The sequence below is a fragment of the Pseudomonas sp. Pse35 genome, assembly GCF_024519715.1.
GTDB classification, from domain to species: domain Bacteria; phylum Pseudomonadota; class Gammaproteobacteria; order Pseudomonadales; family Pseudomonadaceae; genus Aquipseudomonas; species Aquipseudomonas paracarnis.
Genome location: NZ_JALJRP010000002.1, coordinates 301,101 through 319,161 on the forward strand (window position 1 = coordinate 301,101; position 18,061 = coordinate 319,161).

An 18,061-nucleotide genomic window follows, 5' to 3' on the forward strand; every position below is an offset into this window, starting at 1 on the left:
ATCTGCCGGCTATGTGCCGGCAATGGCCGTTATTTACGAGAAAAGTGCACCACCAGCCGGTCGCCGACGGTTTGCAGAATTTGCACCAGAATCAACAGCATCACCACAGTGACCACCATCACATCGGTCTGGAAACGCTGGTAGCCAAAACGGATTGCCAGGTCGCCCAGGCCGCCAGCACCGACCACACCAGCCATCGCGGTGTAGGAAACCAGTGTAATCGCCGTCACCGTAATCGCCGCGAAGATGCCAGGGCGGGCCTCGGGCAATAGGGCATTGGTGATGATCTGGCGGGTGGTGGCGCCCATGGCCTGGGTGGCTTCGATGATGCCACGGTCCACTTCGCGCAGGGCGGTTTCCACCAGGCGAGCAAAGAATGGCGTGGCACCGACGACCAGTGGTGGGATCGCGCCGGCGACACCCAGCGACGTGCCGGTGATCAGTACCGTGAACGGAATCATCACGATCAACAGGATGATGAACGGCAGCGAGCGCAAGATATTCACGATCAGCGACAACAGCGCGTACAGGCCTTTTTGTTCGAACAGCTGGCGCGGGCTGGTCAGGAACAACAGCACGCCCAGGGGCAGCCCCAGTAGCACGGTGAAGAACAGCGAGCCGAACAGCATGGTCATGGTGTCGCCGGTGGCGAGCCAGATTTCAGACCAGTCGATATTGGCGAAGAAACTCAGGAAAACGTCCATCAGCGCAGGACCTCCATGTGAACGTCGGCGGCGGTGAAGCGTGCGAACGCGGCTTCCATGTCACCGCCGGTGACGGCGAGGGTCAGTTGCCCGTAAGGGATGTCTTTGATGCGGTCGATACGACCGGCAAGAATGCTGTAGTCCACACCGGTTTCCCGTGCGACGGTACCCAGCAGTGGCGCATAGGTCGCGTCCCCTTGGAACGTCAGGCGCACGATACGGCCTGGCACATGGGCAAAGTCGTCGCGCTGCTCGCCTTCGTCCACCTGTTCGGCTTCTTGTACGAAGCGCTTGGTGGTCGGGTGCTTGGGGTGCAGGAACACGTCGGCCACCGAGCCTTGCTCGACGATTACCCCGGCGTCCATGACGGCGACCTGGTCGCATACGCGGCGGATCACGTCCATTTCATGGGTGATCAACACGATGGTCAGGTTCAACTCGCGGTTGATCTCGGCCAGCAGTTGCAGGACCGACGCCGTGGTTTGCGGGTCGAGGGCGCTGGTGGCTTCGTCACAAAGCAGGATTTTTGGCTTGGTCGCCAGGGCTCGGGCGATGCCGACGCGCTGTTTCTGGCCGCCGGACAACTGCGCCGGGTACTTCTTGGCGTGGTCCGACAAGCCGACGCGGGCGAGCAGCTCAGCCACACGCTGGTCGATTTCCTTGCGCGACAGTTCACCGGCGAGCGTCAGCGGCAGCGCGACGTTGTCGGCCACGGTCTTGGACGCCAGCAAGTTGAAGTGCTGGAAGATCATCCCGACCTGCTGGCGAAAGCGCCGCAGGCCGTTGGCGTCCAGCGCAGTGACTTCTTCGCCATCCACCTTGATCTGGCCGCCACTGGGCTCTTCCAGACGGTTGATCAGGCGCAACAGGGTGCTTTTACCGGCACCCGAGTGGCCAATCAGGCCAAACACCTGGCCGTTCTCGACGCGCAGGCTGGTGGGGTGCAGGGCGGGGATATCCTTACCGGCGACGCGGTAGGTTTTATGGACGTTTTGAAACTCGATCACGTAGCGAACCTTGTGGGGCGCATTGAAAAGGGATCAGCGGTTAGCCGGGCGCGCATTTTAGCCTGTCCGTATAGCGTTTCTTAGCATTTATTTCGTATTCCTCCAGTCATTTGGCAATAACGCGATCAAAGGTCATAAAAAAGGAACGGTGCAAAACCAAGTCAGTCACTACTTAAGCAACTCGATTTCCCAGGTGCCGTGCCTGGGGTTTTGCTCAAACGAGCCGGGGACCGCTCTGGCCACTTTGAATAAGGAGTTTTGACTGATGAGTACCAAGAAGCCAGCCACCCCGCCGAAGAGTGAACTCGCGGGCACTGATACCCTGGACCGTGGCAACACCAACGCCAAGCTGCAGGCGTTGGAAGAATTCCGTTCCGACGCGACCGGCCAGGCCCTGCGCACCAACCAGGGCGTGAAGATTTCCGACAACCAAAACAGCCTGAAAGTCGGCGCCCGCGGCCCTTCGCTGCTGGAAGACTTCATCATGCGTGAAAAGATCACGCACTTTGACCATGAGCGTATCCCCGAGCGCATCGTGCATGCCCGTGGTACGGGGGCCCATGGCTATTTCCAGAGTTACGGCGACCATTCGGCGCTGACCAAGGCAGGTTTCCTGCGCACGCCTGAGCATAAAACCCCGGTGTTCGCACGTTTTTCCACGGTGCAGGGCCCGCGTGGTTCCGGCGACACCGTGCGTGACGTGCGCGGTTTTGCCGTGAAGTTCTTCACCGACGAAGGCAACTTCGACCTGGTGGGCAACAACATGCCGGTGTTCTTCATCCAGGATGCGATCAAATTTCCTGACTTCGTCCACGCGGTGAAACCCGAGCCTCATAACGAGATTCCTACCGGCGGTTCGGCCCACGATACGTTCTGGGACTTTGTTTCGCTGCAACCGGAATCCGCGCACATGGTGATCTGGGCCATGTCCGACCGCGCCATTCCAAAAAGCCTGCGCGCCATGCAGGGCTTTGGGGTACACACCTTCCGTTTGATCAATACCGAAGGTAAGTCCAGCTTCGTGAAGTTCCACTGGCGTCCAACAGTCGGCACCTGCTCGCTGGTATGGGATGAGGCGCAAAAGCTGGCCGGTAAAGATACGGACTACCACCGTCGTGACCTGTGGGAAGCGATTGAAAGCGGCGATTACCCCGAGTGGGAGCTGGGCGTACAGATCGTGGCCGAAGAAGACGAGCACAAGTTTGATTTCGACTTGCTCGACCCGACCAAGATCATTCCAGAAGAACTGGTACCGATCACGCCGCTGGGCAAAATGGTGCTCAACCGTAACCCGGACAACTTCTTCGCTGAAGTCGAGCAGGTTGCGTTCTGCCCGGGTCACATCGTGCCGGGCATCGACTTCACCAACGACCCATTGCTGCAGGGCCGTCTGTTTTCCTACACCGATACCCAGATCAGCCGACTGGGCGGGCCGAACTTTCATGAGATTCCAATCAACCGGCCTGTCGTGCCTTTTCATAACGGCCAGCGCGACGCTCAGCATCGCACCGTGATTGATAAGGGTCGTGCGTCCTACGAGCCAAACTCTATTGATGGTGGTTGGCCGAAAGAAACCCCTGCTGGTCCTACCGATGGTGGCTTTGAGTCCTACTACGAGCGCGTCGATGCCAACAAAGTACGTGAGCGCAGCGAATCCTTCGGTGACCATTTCTCCCAGGCGACGCTGTTCTACAACAGCATGAGCCACCACGAGAAAGAGCACATTATCGCGGCCTACAGTTTTGAGCTGGGCAAGGTGGAGCGCGAGTTCATCCGTGCGCGCCAGGTCAACGAGATCCTGGCCAATATCGACCTGGAGCTGGCCAAGCGCGTTGCGCAGAACCTGGGCTTGCCGGCGCCGACCAAGGGCACCGTGCCTGCCCGTGAAACGTCGTTGAAAGAATCGCCAGCCTTGAGCCAGGTGAACTTGCTGTCGGGCGATATCAAAACGCGCAAAGTGGCGATTCTGGCAGCCAACGGCGTTGATGGTGCGGCCATTGACGCGTTAAAAGCCGCGCTTGAAGCTGAAGGCGCCCATGCCAAGTTGCTGGGGCCTACTTCGGCGCCGGTGACCACCGCGCAGGGCAAGACGCTGCCGGTCGACGCCTCGATGGAAGGCATGCCGTCCATTGCCTTCGACGCAGTGTTTATCCCGGGTGGCAAAGAGTCCGTGAAGGCGCTGAGCGGTGATGGCGTGGCGTTGCATTACGTACTGGAAGCCTACAAACACCTGAAGGCGATTGCGGTAGCCAGCGATGTGAAGCCGTTGCTGGACCTGCTGAAACTGGAGGAGGATGCGGGGTTGATCGTGGGCGCGGATGCCAAGGCGTTCAAGGCCTTCTTTGCGGCGATTGCCCAGCATCGAGTGTGGGCGCGTGAGCCGAAATCCAAGGCGATTCCGGCTTAACTTATCGGTTGTTTGTTAGATCGTCATCGCAGGCAAGCCAGCTCCCACACTGTTCAAATGTGCGAGCTGGCTTGCCTGCGATGCTTTTAATCCGCCTTGCGCGGAATCAGCACAACCTGCGCCGGAATATGTTTCAGGATTTGCCGGTGAATTTTCAGGTCATACCCCGAATCAATTCGCTTCACCCGCTTGGTCAATAACGTGGCCAGCCACGGGTAATCCTGGGTGCGTGGCACCTGGATGCTGACGTCGCACTGGTAATTCACCACATCGGTGGCGATGGCGTCCAACTGATGGCGCATGTCTTCAACATCCGCAAGGTTCAGCGCCACGGTGGTGCTCGGCGCTGCCGGGTCGATGACCTTGGCGGCAGGCTTGGCCTCAGCGGCTTTCAACGCAGCTTCTGCCTGGTCCAATTCGGCTTTGCGCGCATGGCTGATGGCGCTGTTGACGCCACCGGTCAGCGCAGGGGCCTTGGGCATCAAAGCGCGGGCACGGCTCAGGGCCGTGGCGGCCGCGTTGACGTCGCCTTTTTGCAGCACGATCTGGCTGCGCTGCAGGTAGGCTTCGGCCAATTGACGCTGGTAGGCCTCAAGTGCCGGGTCGTTGGGCGATTGGGCCTGCAATGCAGCCAGTTGGTCTTCGGCGGTGGCCAATTCGCTGCTGGCCAGGTTTTGTTCCAGCTGCGCGATGGCCGCAGCCCGCGGATCCGGAGCCTGGGGGGCAGCGGGCGGCGTACTTTGGCAGGCGCCCAGCAGCAGTGAAAATGCGGCAAGGAGCAGATAACGGGAGGTGAACGGCTTCATTCCTGCGACTCTCTATTTGCGCAAAAAGCGAGCAAGTCTACACCCCTCGACGGGGCAGGACAAAACTCAGCAGAAACAGGGCGGCCGCCGTAACCACAATCGACGGCCCGGCCGGTGTGTCCTTGAACCAGGACAGCGCCAGGCCACCACACACTGCAAGCATCCCCAGGAGGCTGGCGCCAATTGCCATCTGCTCCGGAGAGCGAGCGTGGCGCTGGGCAGCGGCGGCTGGAATGATCAGCAGCGACGTGATCAACAATACGCCGACAATCTTCATCGCGACAGCAATCACCACGGCGATGAGCAACATCAAGGCCATACGCAGGCCTGCGACGGGCAAGCCTTCTACCTTGGCCAGTTCTTCATGCACGGTGATCGCCAGCAACGGGCGCCACAGGGCCACCAGCAACACCAGCACCGCAGCGCTGCCGCCGAGGATCCAGGCCAGGTCGGTCGGGCTGATCGCCAGCAGGTCACCGAACAGGTAGGCCATCAGGTCGATGCGCACTTCATGCATGAAGCTCAGCACCACCAGGCCCAGGGACAAGGTGCTGGGTGCGAGGATGCCCAGCAGGGTGTCGGAGGCCAGTGGCTGGCGTTGCTGCAGGGTCACCAGCAGCACGGCCAGCAGCAGGCAGCCGACGGTCACGGCGATGGCCGGGCTTACATCCAGCAGAAAGCCCATGGCCACGCCCAGCAAGGCGGCATGGGACAAGGTGTCGCCGAAATAGGCCATGCGTCGCCAGACCACGAACGAGCCCAATGGGCCCGCCACCAGTGCCAAAGCCAAGCCTGCCAGCAGGGCGTAGAGCAGAAAATCAGCCATGCTTGCAGCTATCTCCATGAACGTGGGGGGTATCGACGACGGCGCCATGCAGGTCATGGGCGTGGTCATGGTGGTGATGGTAGATCGCCAGGCTCTGGGCGTTCTTGCCGAACAGCTCCACGAACGCCGGGTCGCCACTGACCTGTTCCGGGTGGCCGGAGCAGCACACGTGGCGGTTGAGACAGACCACTTGGTCGGTGGTGCTCATGACCAGGTGCAAGTCGTGGGAGACCATCAGTACGCCGCAACCATGGCGGTCGCGCAGGCGGGTGATCAGGCTGTACAGCTCGGCCTGGCCGGCGACATCGACGCCTTGCACGGGCTCATCGAGTACCAGCAGCTCGGGCTCGCGCAGCAAGGCACGGGCCAGCAGCACGCGCTGCATTTCGCCGCCGGAAATACTTTGCACCGGGTTGTCGATGACGTGTTCGGCGCCGACTTCCTTAAGCGCGGCCTGGGCGCGGGCGCGGTCTACGCCAGGCACCAGGCGCAGGAAGCGCAATACGGAGAGCGGCAATGTCGGGTCCACATGCAGCTTTTGCGGCATATAGCCCACGCGCAGCTTGGGCTTGCGCCAAACCGTGCCGCTGTGGGGCTTGAGCAGCCCGAGCACGGCGCGCACCAAGGTGGTCTTGCCAGCGCCGTTGGGGCCGATCAGGGTGACGATTTGCCCCGGTTCCACGCTCAGTGCGATGTTCTCCAGCACGTTTTGCCCGGCGAACGTGACCCCGACCTGCTCCAGGCGGATTAACGCATTGCTCATCAAACCCCCTGGCAGCCTGCGCACAGGCCGACCACTTCGACCGTTTGCCCTTCGACCTTGAAGCCGACGTCGGCAGAGCTTTTGATAATGGCGTCGCTGATGCTTTTTTGTTCAAGCTCAATGGCGGCGTGGCACTCGCGGCAGATCAGGAACTGGCCCTGATGCGCGTGCTCCGGGTGGTTGCAGCCGACAAAGGCGTTAAGCGAGGCGATACGGTGCACCAGGCCGTTTTCCAGCAGGAAATCCAACGCACGGTAAACGGTGGGCGGCGCGGCGCGGCGGCCGTCCTGCTCGCTGAGGACGCCGAGAATGTCGTACGCGCCCAAAGGCTTGTGGCTCTGCCACACCAGCTCCAGCACCCGGCGACGCAAGGCGGTCAGGCGCAAGCCTTTCTTTGCGCACAGGGTGTCGGCCTCTGACAATGCGGTGTGCACGCAGTGAGAGTGGTCGTGGGGACGGCTGGCAAGCGGTGTTTTAGGCATGAGCGGCGACAGATATTTGATAGAGACGTTATTATGTTACCCGTTCCTACGCCATCGAGTGGTCATCGTGTCCCGACTTTTTCCCGTTTTTGTCGTATTTGTCACCAGTTTATTCGTTGCGGGTGCCGCTCAGGCCGAGGTCAAGGTGCTGACGAGCATCAAGCCCTTGCAACTGATTGCCGCTGCCGTGCAGGACGGCGTGGCTGTTCCAGAGGTATTGCTGCCGCCGGGGGCGTCGCCGCATAACTTTGCTTTGCGCCCATCCGACGTACGGCGTGTGCAGTCGGTGGACCTGCTGTACTGGATCGGGCCGGACATGGAAACGTTTTTGCCGCGTGTGCTCAAAGGCCGTACGGCGCCAACGGTGGCCGTGCAAGACCTACCAGGCATGAAACTGCGCGTCTTCGGCGAAGATAGCCACTCTCATGCCGATGAAGCCGACGAACATGATCACGATCACCGCCCAGGCAGTGTGGATGCGCACCTGTGGCTGTCCACGGTCAATGCACGTGTGATCGCCGCTCGGATGGCGGCCGATCTGAGCGCTGCCGACCCAGCCAATGCCGAGCGTTATCAGAGCAATGCGAAGGCCTTCGAAGAGCGCCTGAACGCGCTGGATGCGCGCCTGAAGCAGCGTTTGGCGGGCGTTGATGGCAAACCTTATTTCGTGTTCCACGAAGCCTTTGATTACTTCGAAGAGGCGTACGGTTTGAAGCATGCTGGCGTGTTCAGCGTGGCCGCCGAAGTGCAGCCGGGCGCGCAGCACGTAGCGGCGATGCGCGCTCGTTTGCAGGAAGTGGGCAAGACTTGCGTGTTCAGCGAGCCGCCGTTGCGACCTCGCTTGGCCGAAACCCTGGTGGCCGGGTTGCCGGTGAAGTTGGCGGAATTGGATGCGTTGGGTGGCTATACGCCAGCTACCGCGCAGGGTTATGAGCAGGTACTGGAAAAGCTTGGCAATGACCTGGCCGGTTGCCTGGAGTCGCTCTAACACGCAACACAAAACCCCTGTGGGAGTGGGCTTGCCCGCGATAGCGCAGTGTCAGTCGATACTGCTATTGCAGGCAAGCCAGCTCCCACATTGACCGAGTCGGTCTTTTAAAGTGCGAACGGCAGGTGGACCGTGACCTGTTGACGCTGCGCCAAGCGGTGCTCGAACTCAGCCGGGTCATGAATCAACACATCCTGCCCTGCAAATGATTCGGCCGCGATCAGCCGGGACAGCCAGAACCGTACGCACGCCACGCGCAGCATGGTCGGCCATAGCTCGGCTTCCTTCGCGGTAAACGCCCGTAGCCCCGCGTAAGCGCCCAGCAGCGCCCGGGCACGGTGACCGTCAATCACGCCATCGGCATCCGAGCACCAATCATTCAAGGCGATTGCCACGTCGTAGAGCATCGGCCCCGAACAGGCGTTGTAGAAGTCGATCAGGCCTGTCAGGTGCGTGCCTTCAAACATCGCGTTATCGCGAAACAGATCGGCGTGCACATTCGCCCGCGGCAGGCCGAGGATGTCGGCCTTGTGGGCGTCGATCTCGGCCAGCGCATCGCGCAACAGGCGTTGCTGGGCCTCGTTCAGGTGCGAAATGAGTTGCGCGCCCTCGCAGAGCATCCAATCCAGGCCGCGGTCGGTCTTGCGTTCAAGTACCTTTTCGCCCTGGGTGGCCAAGTGCAGGTGGCCGAGCAGTTCGCCAACCTGGGTGCAATGCTGTGCATTGGCCTCCTTGATGTGCTTGCCCGCCAGGCGCGGTTGCAGCAAGGCCGGTTTGCCCTTGAGTTCGCGCAAAGCGATGCCGTCGGTGGTACGCAGGGCGTACGGCACAGGCAGGTCGGCGTCGTGGAGCACGTCGAGCAGTTCGATGAAGAACGGCATTTCTGCCACCGGGCCACGCTCAACCAGGGTCAGGACGAACTCGCCCTGCTCCAGGCTGATAAAGAAATTGGTGTTTTCGCTGCCGGCGGCAATCCCCTGGAAATCAAGCAGGCGGCCGAGCCCATAAGGGGCGAGAAAGGTTTCCAGCTCAGGCCGAGCCAGGGGGGTGAACACAGACATGGTTAAAACTGCCGTTACGGGCGCTGCGGTGGGCAGCGCCGGTTAAAATTAAGAAATCATTTCCATTCGAAGATCTTCCATGACGGGATCAGCATATCCGGCTGGTCAGAGCGGATGAAGTTCGCGTCGGTGCCGTCCGCACGTACCAGAAAGTACGGTGGTGCGCCCTTCGGGGTGACCTTGATCGCATACAGAAAGCCGTTTTGGCGGTATTCCTGGATGGTTTTGTCGCCTTCCGTGCGAATGGTAACTTCCGGATCACCTCCAGGGGCACTGTCTGCCGCCATGGCAGCCATCGGAGCGAGTGCAATCAAACCGGTCAACAGCAGGCGATTGAATGTACGCATGATAACCTTGTCCCTTTGTTTTCATTGGTCCGGCTATTCTAGCGCCTGACCCGCCGAAAAGGTTGATCCTGCTCATGAGCCAAGCGCCCCTCGTCCTGGTGGACGGTTCTTCTTATCTGTATCGCGCCTTCCACGCGCTGCCACCGCTGACCACCTCCAAAGGCCTGCCCACCGGTGCGGTGAAGGGCGTGTTGAACATGCTCAAAAGCCTGCGCAAGCAGTACCCGGACAGCCCATTTGCGGTGGTTTTCGACGCCAAGGGTGGGACGTTTCGCGATGAGATGTACGCCGAATACAAAGCCAACCGCCCGAGCATGCCTGATGACATGCGCCTGCAGATCGAGCCGCTGCATCAAAGCGTGATCGCTCTTGGCTTCCCGTTGCTGTGCGTCGAGGGCGTCGAGGCCGATGACGTGATCGGCACCCTGGCCCGCAGCAGCGCGGCCGCCAGCCGCCCGGTGGTGATCTCGACCGGTGACAAAGACATGGCGCAGCTGGTGGACGGCCACATTACCTTGGTCAACACCATGACCGGTAGCTCGATGGACATCGAGGGCGTTAAGGAGAAATTCGGCGTCGCTCCGGAGCAGATCATCGACTATCTGGCGTTGATGGGTGACTCGTCCGACAACATTCCCGGCGTTCCGGGCATTGGCCCCAAGACCGCCTCCGGCTTGCTGGTGGGAGTCAATGGCGGCCTCAAAGAGCTTTATGAGCAGCTGGATATTGTGCCGACCCTGCCTATCCGTGGGGCCAAGACCCTGCCGGCCAAGCTGGAGGAGCACAAGGAGATGGCATTCCTGTCCTATCAGTTGGCGACGATCAAGATCGATGTGCCGCTGGATATCGGGTTGGATGATTTGCACCTGATCGAACCGGATCGCGAAAAGCTGCTGGAGCTGTACACGCTGCTTGAGTTCAAGAGCTGGCACGACGAGATTCAGCGCGATGCCAAGCGTGTCGAGCTCAAATCGGCGAGCGAGGTTGCGCCGGCCGCCGAAATGCCGGTCGAGGCTGTTATATCAGTACCGGTAGAGGCGGTTTACACCACTATTCTGGACCGGGCTACCTTCGACGTGTGGCTGAAAAAACTCCACGATGCGCCGTTGTTTGCTTTCGACACCGAAACCACCGGCATCGACGCCCAGCAGGCGCAATTGGTTGGGGTCTCGTTTGCTGTGCAGCCCCATGAAGCCGCCTACATCCCGCTGACCCATTCCTATATCGGCGCTCCGGATCAATTGGATCGCGACACCGTGCTGCTGGCCTTGAAGCCGCTGCTGGAAGATCCGACCAAGCTCAAGGTGGGCCAGCACGCCAAGTTCGACATGAACATCCTGGCCAACTGCGCCATTGGTGGCGACCCTGCCCAGGGCATTACCGTGCGCGGCATCGCCTTCGACACCATGCTCGAATCCTACGTGCTCAATTCCACCGCGACCCGGCACGATATGGACAGTCTGGCGAAGAAGTACCTGGACCACGACACGGTCAGCTTCCAGGACATCGCCGGCAAAGGGGCCAAGCAACTCACGTTCGATCAGATCGCCCTTGAGCAAGCCGGCCCCTATGCGGCCGAAGATGCCGACGTGACCTTGCGCCTGCATCAGCACTTGTACGCGCAACTGGCGGCGATCCCGAGCCTGGCCAGTGTGCTGACGGACATCGAGATCCCGCTGGTGCCGGTGCTGGCACGCATCGAGCGCCAGGGCGCACTGGTAGACAAGGACCTGCTCGGCATTCAGAGCATCGAGCTGGGTAACAAGATGGTCGAGCTGGAGCGCCAGGCGTACGAGATCGCCGGTGAAGAATTCAACCTGGGTTCGCCCAAGCAGCTTGGGGCGATCCTGTACGAGAAGCTCGGCATGCCGGTGCTGAAAAAAACCGGCAAGGGCCAGGCATCCACGGCTGAGGAAGTGCTGGCCAAACTGGCCGAAGATGATTTTCCGCTGCCCAAGGTACTGATGCAGTACCGCAGCATGAGCAAGCTCAAAAGTACTTATACCGACCGTCTGCCGGAACAGATCAACCCACGTACCGGGCGTATTCATACGTCTTACCATCAGGCCGTCGCGGCGACCGGGCGCTTGTCCTCCAGTGATCCGAACTTGCAGAACATCCCGGTGCGCACCGCCGAGGGGCGGCGTATTCGCCAGGCGTTTGTCGCGCCCAAGGGCTACAAGCTGCTGGCGGCGGACTATTCGCAGATCGAGCTGCGGATCATGGCGCATTTGTCCAAGGACGAAGGCTTGATGAACGCCTTCCGCAATGACCTGGACGTGCACACGGCCACGGCGGCCGAAGTGTTCAAGGTCGAGTTGAATGAGGTCACGTCCAACCAGCGCCGCAGCGCCAAGGCGATCAACTTTGGCCTGATTTACGGCATGGGCGCCCAGAAGCTGGGCAAGGACATCGGCGTCGATACCAAGACCGCCAAGGCTTACATCGATGTGTACTTCGCTCGCTATCCAGGGGTGCGCGAATATATGGAGCGAACCCGCGCCCAGGCGGCGGATCAGGGGTATGTCGAAACCTTCTTCGGGCGGCGCCTGTACTTGCCGGATATCAACTCCAACAAGCCCCAGGAGCGCGCGGCGGCCGAGCGCACAGCGATCAACGCGCCGATGCAGGGTACGGCGGCGGACATCATCAAGAAAGCCATGGTGCAGGTGGATAACTGGCTGACCGAGTCGGGCCTGGATGCCAAGGTCATCCTTCAAGTGCACGACGAATTGGTGCTGGAGGTGCGTGAAGACCTGGTCGCGCAGGTCAGCGAGAAGATTCGCGAGCATATGAGCGCGGCGGCTCAGTTGGACGTGCCTTTGGTGGTGGACGTAGGCGTAGGCGATAACTGGGACGAGGCGCACTGATTCCGCGGCTTTGCCATCACCGTCAGTGGTGGCGAAGCGGTTTAGATCGGAAACCGTCGTCAGTTATTTCCAATAGTTTTTTGAGCCTGTCGGAACTTAACCTGTGAACTGCCACTCAGAGTTACTGAATGGGTGGTGAAGCCCTTCAATGCTCCTATGTTGTGTTAAGTGTTGGCAGATAATTCCAGACCCCGCCCTAGCGGTCCGGAACTTGAACCCCGAACTTCCCCTCCCCAAAAGAAGTCCGGGGTTTTTTTTGCCCGCAGAAAAGTTACTCGGCGATTTCTGCGCCCTTGTCCGCCAATTCCATCCAGCCGGCCAGCACGGTGTAGGCCTCTTCAAGGCCCATGCGCTTGGGGGCGGAGAACAGTTGAATCGTGATGGTATCGCCCCAGCCCTTACGGATTTCGGACTGCACTTTGAGCAGGGTGTTCTTGGCTGCGCCGTAGGTGAGCTTGTCGGCCTTGGTCAGCAAAATGTGCATCGGCATGCCGCTGGCGACAGCCCAGTCGAGCATCAGCAAGTCGAAGTCGGTCATTGGATGGCGGATGTCCATCATCAGGATCAAACCCTTCAAACTCTCGCGACCGCCCAGGTAAGCCTCAAGGTGACGCTGCCAGTGCAGCTTCAGCGGGATAGGTACTTTTGCATAACCGTAGCCCGGCAGGTCGACCAGACGCCGATCATCGTCTAGCTTGAAGAAATTGAGTAGTTGCGTGCGGCCCGGGGTTTTCGAGGTGCGCGCCAGGCTGGCGTGAGTCAGGGTGTTCAGTGCGCTGGATTTACCGGCGTTGGAACGGCCGGCAAAGGCGACTTCAAAGCCCTCGTCATCGGGGCATTGGTCCACTTTGGCGGCGCTGAGCATGAAGGTGGACTGTTGGCACAGGCCGAGGATGGGGTTCTTGAGTTGCATGAGATTTCCGATGTGGGCGGTGCCGAGAAAGGGTGCGGCAAGCGGTGTCGTTTCCGTTTCAGTAGCGCCAGTATATAATGCCGCAGATTTTGTGTGTGCTTTGTCCCAGCGAAGGATGAGGTTCACGGGAGCGAAAGACCTTTATTGCGCATTAGAACGCAAAACGCTCTCAAACCCTGAATAGGTCGATGTATGGACCGACGGTTGCTCGCTTCTGCTGCCCTGATTCCGCTTTACGGCGCTCAGGCTACACAGGATCAACCGAGTTTGCATGGTCAGGCTGACGCAGTGCGTGACCCAGGGTTTCAAGGCAATGCCGCCGCGTGGTTTGTGCATGGACTGCAGTACTGAGGATTACCAGGCCGTCATTGATTTGATGGTGAGTAAACCCGGTAGATAACTCTTAAACCCTTAGCCGTAGTTGGATTAGCTGATGAACAAACTGATCGTGAGTCTGCTGTTGACCTTGGGCATCACAGGCGCTGCCGTCGCTGCAGAGGGCCCCGTCAAAGGTGATGCCACTGCCGGTCAAGCGAAGGCCGCCGTGTGTGGTGCCTGCCACGGCCCGGATGGTAACAGCCCGGCGCCGAACTTCCCCAAACTGGCCGGCCAGGGTGAACGCTACCTGAGCAAGCAGATGCACGACATCAAGGACGGCAAGCGCACGGTGCTGGAAATGACCGGCCTGCTGACCAATCTCAACGATCAGGACCTGGCGGACCTCGCGGCGTATTTTGCCAGCCAGAAGGGTAGCGTGGGAGCTGCCGATCCTAAATTGGTCGCCCGCGGAGAGCAGTTGTTCCGTGGCGGTAACCTGGAAAAAGGCTTGCCCGCCTGCACCGGTTGCCACTCGCCCAATGGCGCAGGCAACGCTGCCGCAGGCTTTCCGCACCTGAGCGGCCAGCATGCCACCTACATCGCCAAACAGTTGACCGACTTCCGCAAAGAAGAAGCCGGCCGGGCCAACGATGGGGACGCCATGACCATGCGCACTATCGCTCGCAAGCTGAGCGACGAAGATATCGCAGCCCTCTCCAGTTATATCCAGGGCCTGCACTGACGGGGCTGGGCGTTAACGCTCGATTAATCCCGCGATGCAAGCATAAAAAGGGTGGCTCAGGCCGCCCTTTTTTGTGGCCGCTGCCGTTACACTAACGAACTCATGTCCGCGTAGACCTGTCACAACAAAGGTCGCGTGAGGCGACTTTATTTGTCCAGGAGTAAAGCATGCGTAATCTGATCCTCAGCGCCGCTCTCGTCACTGCCAGCCTCTTCGGCATGACCGCTCAAGCTGCCGATGTGCCGCTTGAAGCCGGTAAAACCTATGTTGAACTGGCTAACCCGGTTCCGGTTGCGGTACCCGGCAAGATCGAGGTGGTGGAGCTGTTCTGGTACGGCTGCCCGCATTGCTACGCCTTCGAGCCGACTATCAACCCATGGGCTGAAAAGCTGCCCAAGGACGTTAACTTCCGTCGCATTCCTGCCATGTTCGGTGGCCCATGGGACGCCCACGGCCAACTGTTCCTGACCCTGGAAGCCATGGGTGTTGAGCACAAGGTCCACAACGCTGTCTTCGAAGCGATCCAGAAACAAGGCAAGCGCCTGACCAAGCCGGACGAAATGGCTGACTTCGTTGCTACTCAAGGTGTCGACAAGGACAAGTTCCTCGCGACCTTTAACTCCTTCGCTATCCAGGGCCAGATCAAACAGGCCAAGGAACTCGCGCAGAAGTACGGCGTGCAAGGCGTTCCAACTCTGATCGTCAACGGCAAATACCGTTTCGACCTGGGCAGCACCGGTGGTCCTGAAGCGACCCTGAACGTTGCTGACCAACTGATTGCCAAAGAACGCGCTGCCAAGTAAGGGGCTCGCCATGCGCCGCTGGGGTACCGAGCGTGTCGTTGGCCTGCATGAACCGCAGGTCAACGAGCATCACCTGGAGTCCACAGGCCTGCCGGCAGACAGCCGCTTGCGCCTGCTCAGCTTCAATATCCAGGTGGGCAACAGTACCGAGAAGTATCGGCACTACCTCACGCGTGGCTGGCAGCACCTGCTGCCCCACAAGGGGCGTACCGGTAACCTGCAGAAAATCGGCGACCTGCTCAGCGACTTCGACTTGGTCGCCCTGCAGGAAGCCGACGGCGGCAGCCTGCGCTCCGGCTATATCAACCAGGTGGAACACCTGGCTCAGCTGGGCGCCTTCCCGTACTGGTATCAGCAACTCAACCGCAACCTGGGGCGCCTGGCGCAGCACAGCAATGGCGTACTCAGCCGCCTCAAACCCACGGCTATTGAAGATCATCCCTTGCCAGGCCCCAAAGGGCGCGGGGCGATCCTTGTGCGTTTTGGCGAAGGCCCGGAAGCCTTGGTGGTGGTGATGATGCACCTGGCCCTCGGGGGGCGTACGCGCAACCTGCAACTGGCCTACGTGCGTGAATTGATTGGTAACTACAAGCACCAGGTGCTCATGGGTGACATGAACACCCATGCCAACGACCTGCTGCAGAATTCTCCGCTGCGCGACCTGGGGTTACTGGCCCCGCAAGTCGAAGCCACGTTTCCCAGCTGGCGCCCGCAGCGCTGTCTTGACCATATCCTGCTCAGCCCAAGCCTCACACTGGAAAGTGTGCAGGTGCTAGCGCAGCCCATTTCCGATCACCTGCCGGTCGCGGTAGAGATTCGTCTGCCGGGTTCGCTCACGGCTGATGCATTACCCGCGTTGAGCCCAGGCCCTCGCGGACCCCTTGCATGAGCGACGACGCCCAGCGCTGGAAAGAGAAATACCTCCAGAGCATCGAGCAACAAGACAAACTCGAACGCCGCTGGGCTGCCCGCCTCGATTTGCTGCGCCGCGGGCTGGTGCGCAGCACGCTGGCCGCTGAAGGCACCGACCGCGCCGTCGATCAATGCATGAAGGAAATGCGCGATGTCGTGCGCACGGACGACATGGACGCTGCCCTCGCCGCTTTACTGCCGCGCCTGGAAAAGGCCGTGCTGGATTCGGAGCAGCGCCGCGAAACCCGTGTCGACCAGATCAGCACCGCGCTCACCGCCTTGGTCACCCAGTTGCAAAAGCTGCCGTTGCCCCGCGAGGTGGCTCGCCCGCTGAAAACCTTCGCCAAGCAACTCGATGGTCGCGTGGCACAAGCGCGGGAGATACCCCTGCTACTCAGTGAGCTGAGCAGCCTGCAGGGGCAGGCGCTGAATAATCTGGAGCCTGAAGGCGATACCGCACGCCCAGGCCCGGGCCTGTTGCAACGCCTGTTCGGTAGTAAGGAGGCCGCCAGTGAAGCATTGCCGGTTGACGCTGAGCCACTGCCGGCAATGCAATTGGCAGCGCCAAAGCCTGCAGCGCCCAAACCCGCACCCGAACCGGAAGAACCTGCGCAATCGGAAGAGCTGACCCAAGCCTTGCGTGCCTTTGCACCGCTGTCACCCACACCCGTGGCCTTGAAGGCTGCGCCTGTTGCCGCGGCCGAAGGGCAAGAGGTCGCCAGAGAAACGCCGGTATTCGACGCTCCAGAGCTGCCGTCGATTGCGCCTGCGCAATTACCGGAGCCCGACGTGCAGGCGCCACCGGTTGCGGAGCCTGCTCACGAAAGCGCACTCGCTGCCTTTATCGAACCGCCGCCGGCTCCAGTCGAAACGCCGGATGAGACCACCATCGGCAGCCTGTCGCTGCCCCCCGTGCTGGAAAGCCCCGAGCCTGACGAGCTGCAACCGGACGGCACCTACGCCCTGCCCGATTCGCCTGAACCGTCCTACAGCTCGGTGGCCAAGCACATTGAAGGCACTTTGCTCGGCCTGCTGGAAGACCTTTCCCTGCCCGAACGTCACCAGCCCCAGGCCGAGGCGATGCGTGAGCGTCTCGCCCATGGTTTGAATTGGTACGAACTGCTGCCGATCCTGGATGACCTGGCCGTGCTGATGCTGGCGGTCACCGACAGTGGCCAGCATGAGTTCGAGGCTTATCTCAAGCAGCTCAACGAGCGTCTCGAGGCATTCCAGGGGCATTTGCAGGTCGCCAGCGACGGCCACGCCGACAGCAGCCTGGCCGCGCGGGAGTTGGACACACAGATTCGCGAGCAGGTGGACGGCCTGCAAAGCAGCGTGCAGGACGCCGCCGACCTGGACAGCCTCAAGCAGGTGCTCGAAAGCCACCTTGAAGGCTTGCTCGGCACCATGGATGAACACCAGCAACAGCGTGACCTGCGGGAACAGGAAGTGGCCGCACGCCTCAAAGGCCTGGCTGAACGCGTGGCCCATATGGAGCAGGAGGCCCAGGGATACCGCGAGCACCTGGAGGTGCAGCGCCAGAAGGCCTTGATCGATCCGCTCACCGGGCTGCCCAACCGTGCGGCGTGGAGCGAACGCCTCGATTACGAGGTCAACGCCTGGCATCAGCGCGGTAATAGCCTGTCGCTGGCCATGCTCGACCTGGACCACTTCAAGCGCATCAACGACGGCTACGGTCACCTGGCAGGGGACAAGGTCTTGAAGATCATCGCCAACGTGCTGAGCAAACGCCTGCGGCCGACTGACTTCATCGCGCGGTTTGGTGGTGAAGAGTTTGTGCTGCTCATGCCCGACTCAGCTTTGGCGGATGCCCTGGCCGTAGGTGAAGTATTGCGTGAGGCCATTGCAGCGTGCCCGTTCCACTTCAAGGGCGAGCCGGTAACGATCACGGTGTCCATGGGCGTGGCGCAGTTTCAGGCCGGCGAGCGCAGTGACCTAGCGCTCAAGCGTGCCGACGAGGCGCTCTACAGGGCAAAGGCTGCGGGACGTAATCAGGTGCAGGCGGCATAAAAGATGTTCCATTTTGTGATTTGACCGCCTAGCCATGAACCTTACGTTACACTGTTGCATTATCGTCTTTCAGTGTAATGC

Annotated in this window: 16 protein-coding genes and 1 pseudogene; 8 read left to right on the forward strand and 9 right to left on the reverse strand. The window is 60.5% G+C overall.

Going from position 1 to position 18,061, the window contains the following annotated elements; genetic code table 11:
• Positions 1-29: 29 nt before the first annotated feature.
• Entirely contained in the window at positions 30-704 is a 675-nt protein-coding gene (locus OC445_RS02075) for a methionine ABC transporter permease (RefSeq protein WP_003187354.1), read from the reverse strand.
• The gene (locus OC445_RS02080) at positions 704-1,711 is read right to left on the reverse strand and encodes a methionine ABC transporter ATP-binding protein (protein ID WP_034129230.1); all 1,008 of its coding nucleotides are present in this window, start codon (positions 1,709-1,711) and stop codon (positions 704-706) included. Before OC445_RS02080 ends, OC445_RS02075 begins: the two co-directional genes overlap by 1 nt.
• 265 nt (positions 1,712-1,976) lie before the next feature.
• On the opposite strand from OC445_RS02080, the gene katE reads away from it, so the two are divergent.
• A complete protein-coding gene (gene katE, locus OC445_RS02085; RefSeq protein WP_054897236.1) occupies positions 1,977-4,118 on the forward strand; it encodes a catalase HPII in 2,142 nt (713 codons plus the stop codon).
• Positions 4,119-4,204: 86 nt separating this feature from the next.
• Here katE and OC445_RS02090 read toward each other — a convergent pair whose 3' ends face one another.
• The 4 genes from OC445_RS02090 to zur are packed head-to-tail and all read right to left on the reverse strand — an operon-like array spanning position 4,205 to position 6,995.
• Positions 4,205-4,924 carry a PA5502 family lipoprotein gene (locus OC445_RS02090; RefSeq protein ID WP_014716334.1) on the reverse strand — a complete coding sequence of 240 codons (720 nt, stop codon included), beginning with the start codon at positions 4,922-4,924 and terminating at the stop codon, positions 4,205-4,207.
• 37 nt (positions 4,925-4,961) lie between these two features.
• Positions 4,962-5,750 (reverse strand): zinc ABC transporter permease subunit ZnuB, encoded by a 789-nt coding sequence (gene znuB, locus OC445_RS02095; protein WP_034129232.1) that lies wholly within the window; start codon positions 5,748-5,750, stop codon positions 4,962-4,964.
• The gene (znuC, locus tag OC445_RS02100; protein WP_003187361.1) at positions 5,743-6,513 is read right to left on the reverse strand and encodes a zinc ABC transporter ATP-binding protein ZnuC; all 771 of its coding nucleotides are present in this window, start codon (positions 6,511-6,513) and stop codon (positions 5,743-5,745) included. The genes znuB and znuC overlap by 8 nt, the downstream gene beginning before the upstream one ends.
• Positions 6,513-6,995, reverse strand: a complete 483-nt coding sequence (zur, locus tag OC445_RS02105) for a zinc uptake transcriptional repressor Zur (protein ID WP_014716336.1) — start codon at positions 6,993-6,995, stop codon at positions 6,513-6,515. Before zur ends, znuC begins: the two co-directional genes overlap by 1 nt.
• A 58-nt stretch (positions 6,996-7,053) precedes the next feature.
• On the opposite strand from zur, the gene OC445_RS02110 reads away from it, so the two are divergent.
• Entirely contained in the window at positions 7,054-7,983 is a 930-nt protein-coding gene (locus tag OC445_RS02110) for a zinc ABC transporter substrate-binding protein (protein WP_034129234.1), read from the forward strand.
• A gap of 107 nt (positions 7,984-8,090) precedes the next feature.
• On the opposite strand, the gene OC445_RS02115 is transcribed toward OC445_RS02110, so the two are convergent.
• Positions 8,091-9,044, reverse strand: a complete 954-nt coding sequence (locus OC445_RS02115) for a homoserine kinase (RefSeq protein WP_054920916.1) — start codon at positions 9,042-9,044, stop codon at positions 8,091-8,093.
• A 56-nt stretch (positions 9,045-9,100) separates the two neighbouring features.
• Positions 9,101-9,391 (reverse strand): DUF2782 domain-containing protein, encoded by a 291-nt coding sequence (locus OC445_RS02120; RefSeq protein WP_016978788.1) that lies wholly within the window; start codon positions 9,389-9,391, stop codon positions 9,101-9,103.
• A gap of 74 nt (positions 9,392-9,465) precedes the next feature.
• On the opposite strand from OC445_RS02120, the gene polA reads away from it, so the two are divergent.
• Positions 9,466-12,261, forward strand: coding sequence for a DNA polymerase I (gene polA, locus OC445_RS02125; protein ID WP_072445702.1), 2,796 nt, complete (start codon positions 9,466-9,468; stop codon positions 12,259-12,261).
• Positions 12,262-12,532: 271 nt separating this feature from the next.
• On the opposite strand, the gene yihA is transcribed toward polA, so the two are convergent.
• Positions 12,533-13,174 carry a ribosome biogenesis GTP-binding protein YihA/YsxC gene (yihA, locus tag OC445_RS02130; protein WP_003187369.1) on the reverse strand — a complete coding sequence of 214 codons (642 nt, stop codon included), beginning with the start codon at positions 13,172-13,174 and terminating at the stop codon, positions 12,533-12,535.
• Positions 13,175-13,366: 192 nt separating this feature from the next.
• On the opposite strand from yihA, the pseudogene OC445_RS02135 reads away from it, so the two are divergent.
• From OC445_RS02135 to OC445_RS02155, 5 genes and pseudogenes are all read left to right on the forward strand, one after another.
• Positions 13,367-13,574 (forward strand): annotated as a pseudogene (locus OC445_RS02135) (cytochrome).
• Between the two features lie 33 nt (positions 13,575-13,607).
• Positions 13,608-14,234 (forward strand): c-type cytochrome, encoded by a 627-nt coding sequence (locus tag OC445_RS02140; RefSeq protein ID WP_014716340.1) that lies wholly within the window; start codon positions 13,608-13,610, stop codon positions 14,232-14,234.
• Positions 14,235-14,401: 167 nt separating this feature from the next.
• A complete protein-coding gene (gene dsbA, locus OC445_RS02145; RefSeq protein WP_003187375.1) occupies positions 14,402-15,037 on the forward strand; it encodes a thiol:disulfide interchange protein DsbA in 636 nt (211 codons plus the stop codon).
• Between the two features lie 10 nt (positions 15,038-15,047).
• The gene (locus OC445_RS02150) at positions 15,048-15,926 is read left to right on the forward strand and encodes an endonuclease/exonuclease/phosphatase family protein (protein WP_003187377.1); all 879 of its coding nucleotides are present in this window, start codon (positions 15,048-15,050) and stop codon (positions 15,924-15,926) included.
• Complete coding sequence (locus OC445_RS02155; RefSeq protein WP_198791743.1) at positions 15,923-17,980, forward strand: GGDEF domain-containing protein; 2,058 nt, start codon at positions 15,923-15,925, stop codon at positions 17,978-17,980. The genes OC445_RS02150 and OC445_RS02155 overlap by 4 nt, the downstream gene beginning before the upstream one ends.
• The last annotated feature ends 81 nt before the right edge of the window (positions 17,981-18,061 follow it).

Coding starts and splice junctions, on each gene's coding strand:
- OC445_RS02075 (WP_003187354.1), bottom strand. CDS start 704: ATGGACGTTTTCCTGAGTTTCTTCGCCAATATCGACTGGTCTGAAATC.
- katE (WP_054897236.1), top strand. CDS start 1,977: ATGAGTACCAAGAAGCCAGCCACCCCGCCGAAGAGTGAACTCGCGGGC.
- OC445_RS02090 (WP_014716334.1), bottom strand. CDS start 4,924: ATGAAGCCGTTCACCTCCCGTTATCTGCTCCTTGCCGCATTTTCACTG.
- znuB (WP_034129232.1), bottom strand. CDS start 5,750: ATGGCTGATTTTCTGCTCTACGCCCTGCTGGCAGGCTTGGCTTTGGCA.
- znuC (WP_003187361.1), bottom strand. CDS start 6,513: ATGAGCAATGCGTTAATCCGCCTGGAGCAGGTCGGGGTCACGTTCGCC.
- zur (WP_014716336.1), bottom strand. CDS start 6,995: ATGCCTAAAACACCGCTTGCCAGCCGTCCCCACGACCACTCTCACTGC.
- OC445_RS02115 (WP_054920916.1), bottom strand. CDS start 9,044: ATGTCTGTGTTCACCCCCCTGGCTCGGCCTGAGCTGGAAACCTTTCTC.
- OC445_RS02120 (WP_016978788.1), bottom strand. CDS start 9,391: ATGCGTACATTCAATCGCCTGCTGTTGACCGGTTTGATTGCACTCGCT.
- polA (WP_072445702.1), top strand. CDS start 9,466: ATGAGCCAAGCGCCCCTCGTCCTGGTGGACGGTTCTTCTTATCTGTAT.
- yihA (WP_003187369.1), bottom strand. CDS start 13,174: ATGCAACTCAAGAACCCCATCCTCGGCCTGTGCCAACAGTCCACCTTC.
- OC445_RS02140 (WP_014716340.1), top strand. CDS start 13,608: ATGAACAAACTGATCGTGAGTCTGCTGTTGACCTTGGGCATCACAGGC.
- dsbA (WP_003187375.1), top strand. CDS start 14,402: ATGCGTAATCTGATCCTCAGCGCCGCTCTCGTCACTGCCAGCCTCTTC.
- OC445_RS02150 (WP_003187377.1), top strand. CDS start 15,048: ATGCGCCGCTGGGGTACCGAGCGTGTCGTTGGCCTGCATGAACCGCAG.
- OC445_RS02155 (WP_198791743.1), top strand. CDS start 15,923: ATGAGCGACGACGCCCAGCGCTGGAAAGAGAAATACCTCCAGAGCATC.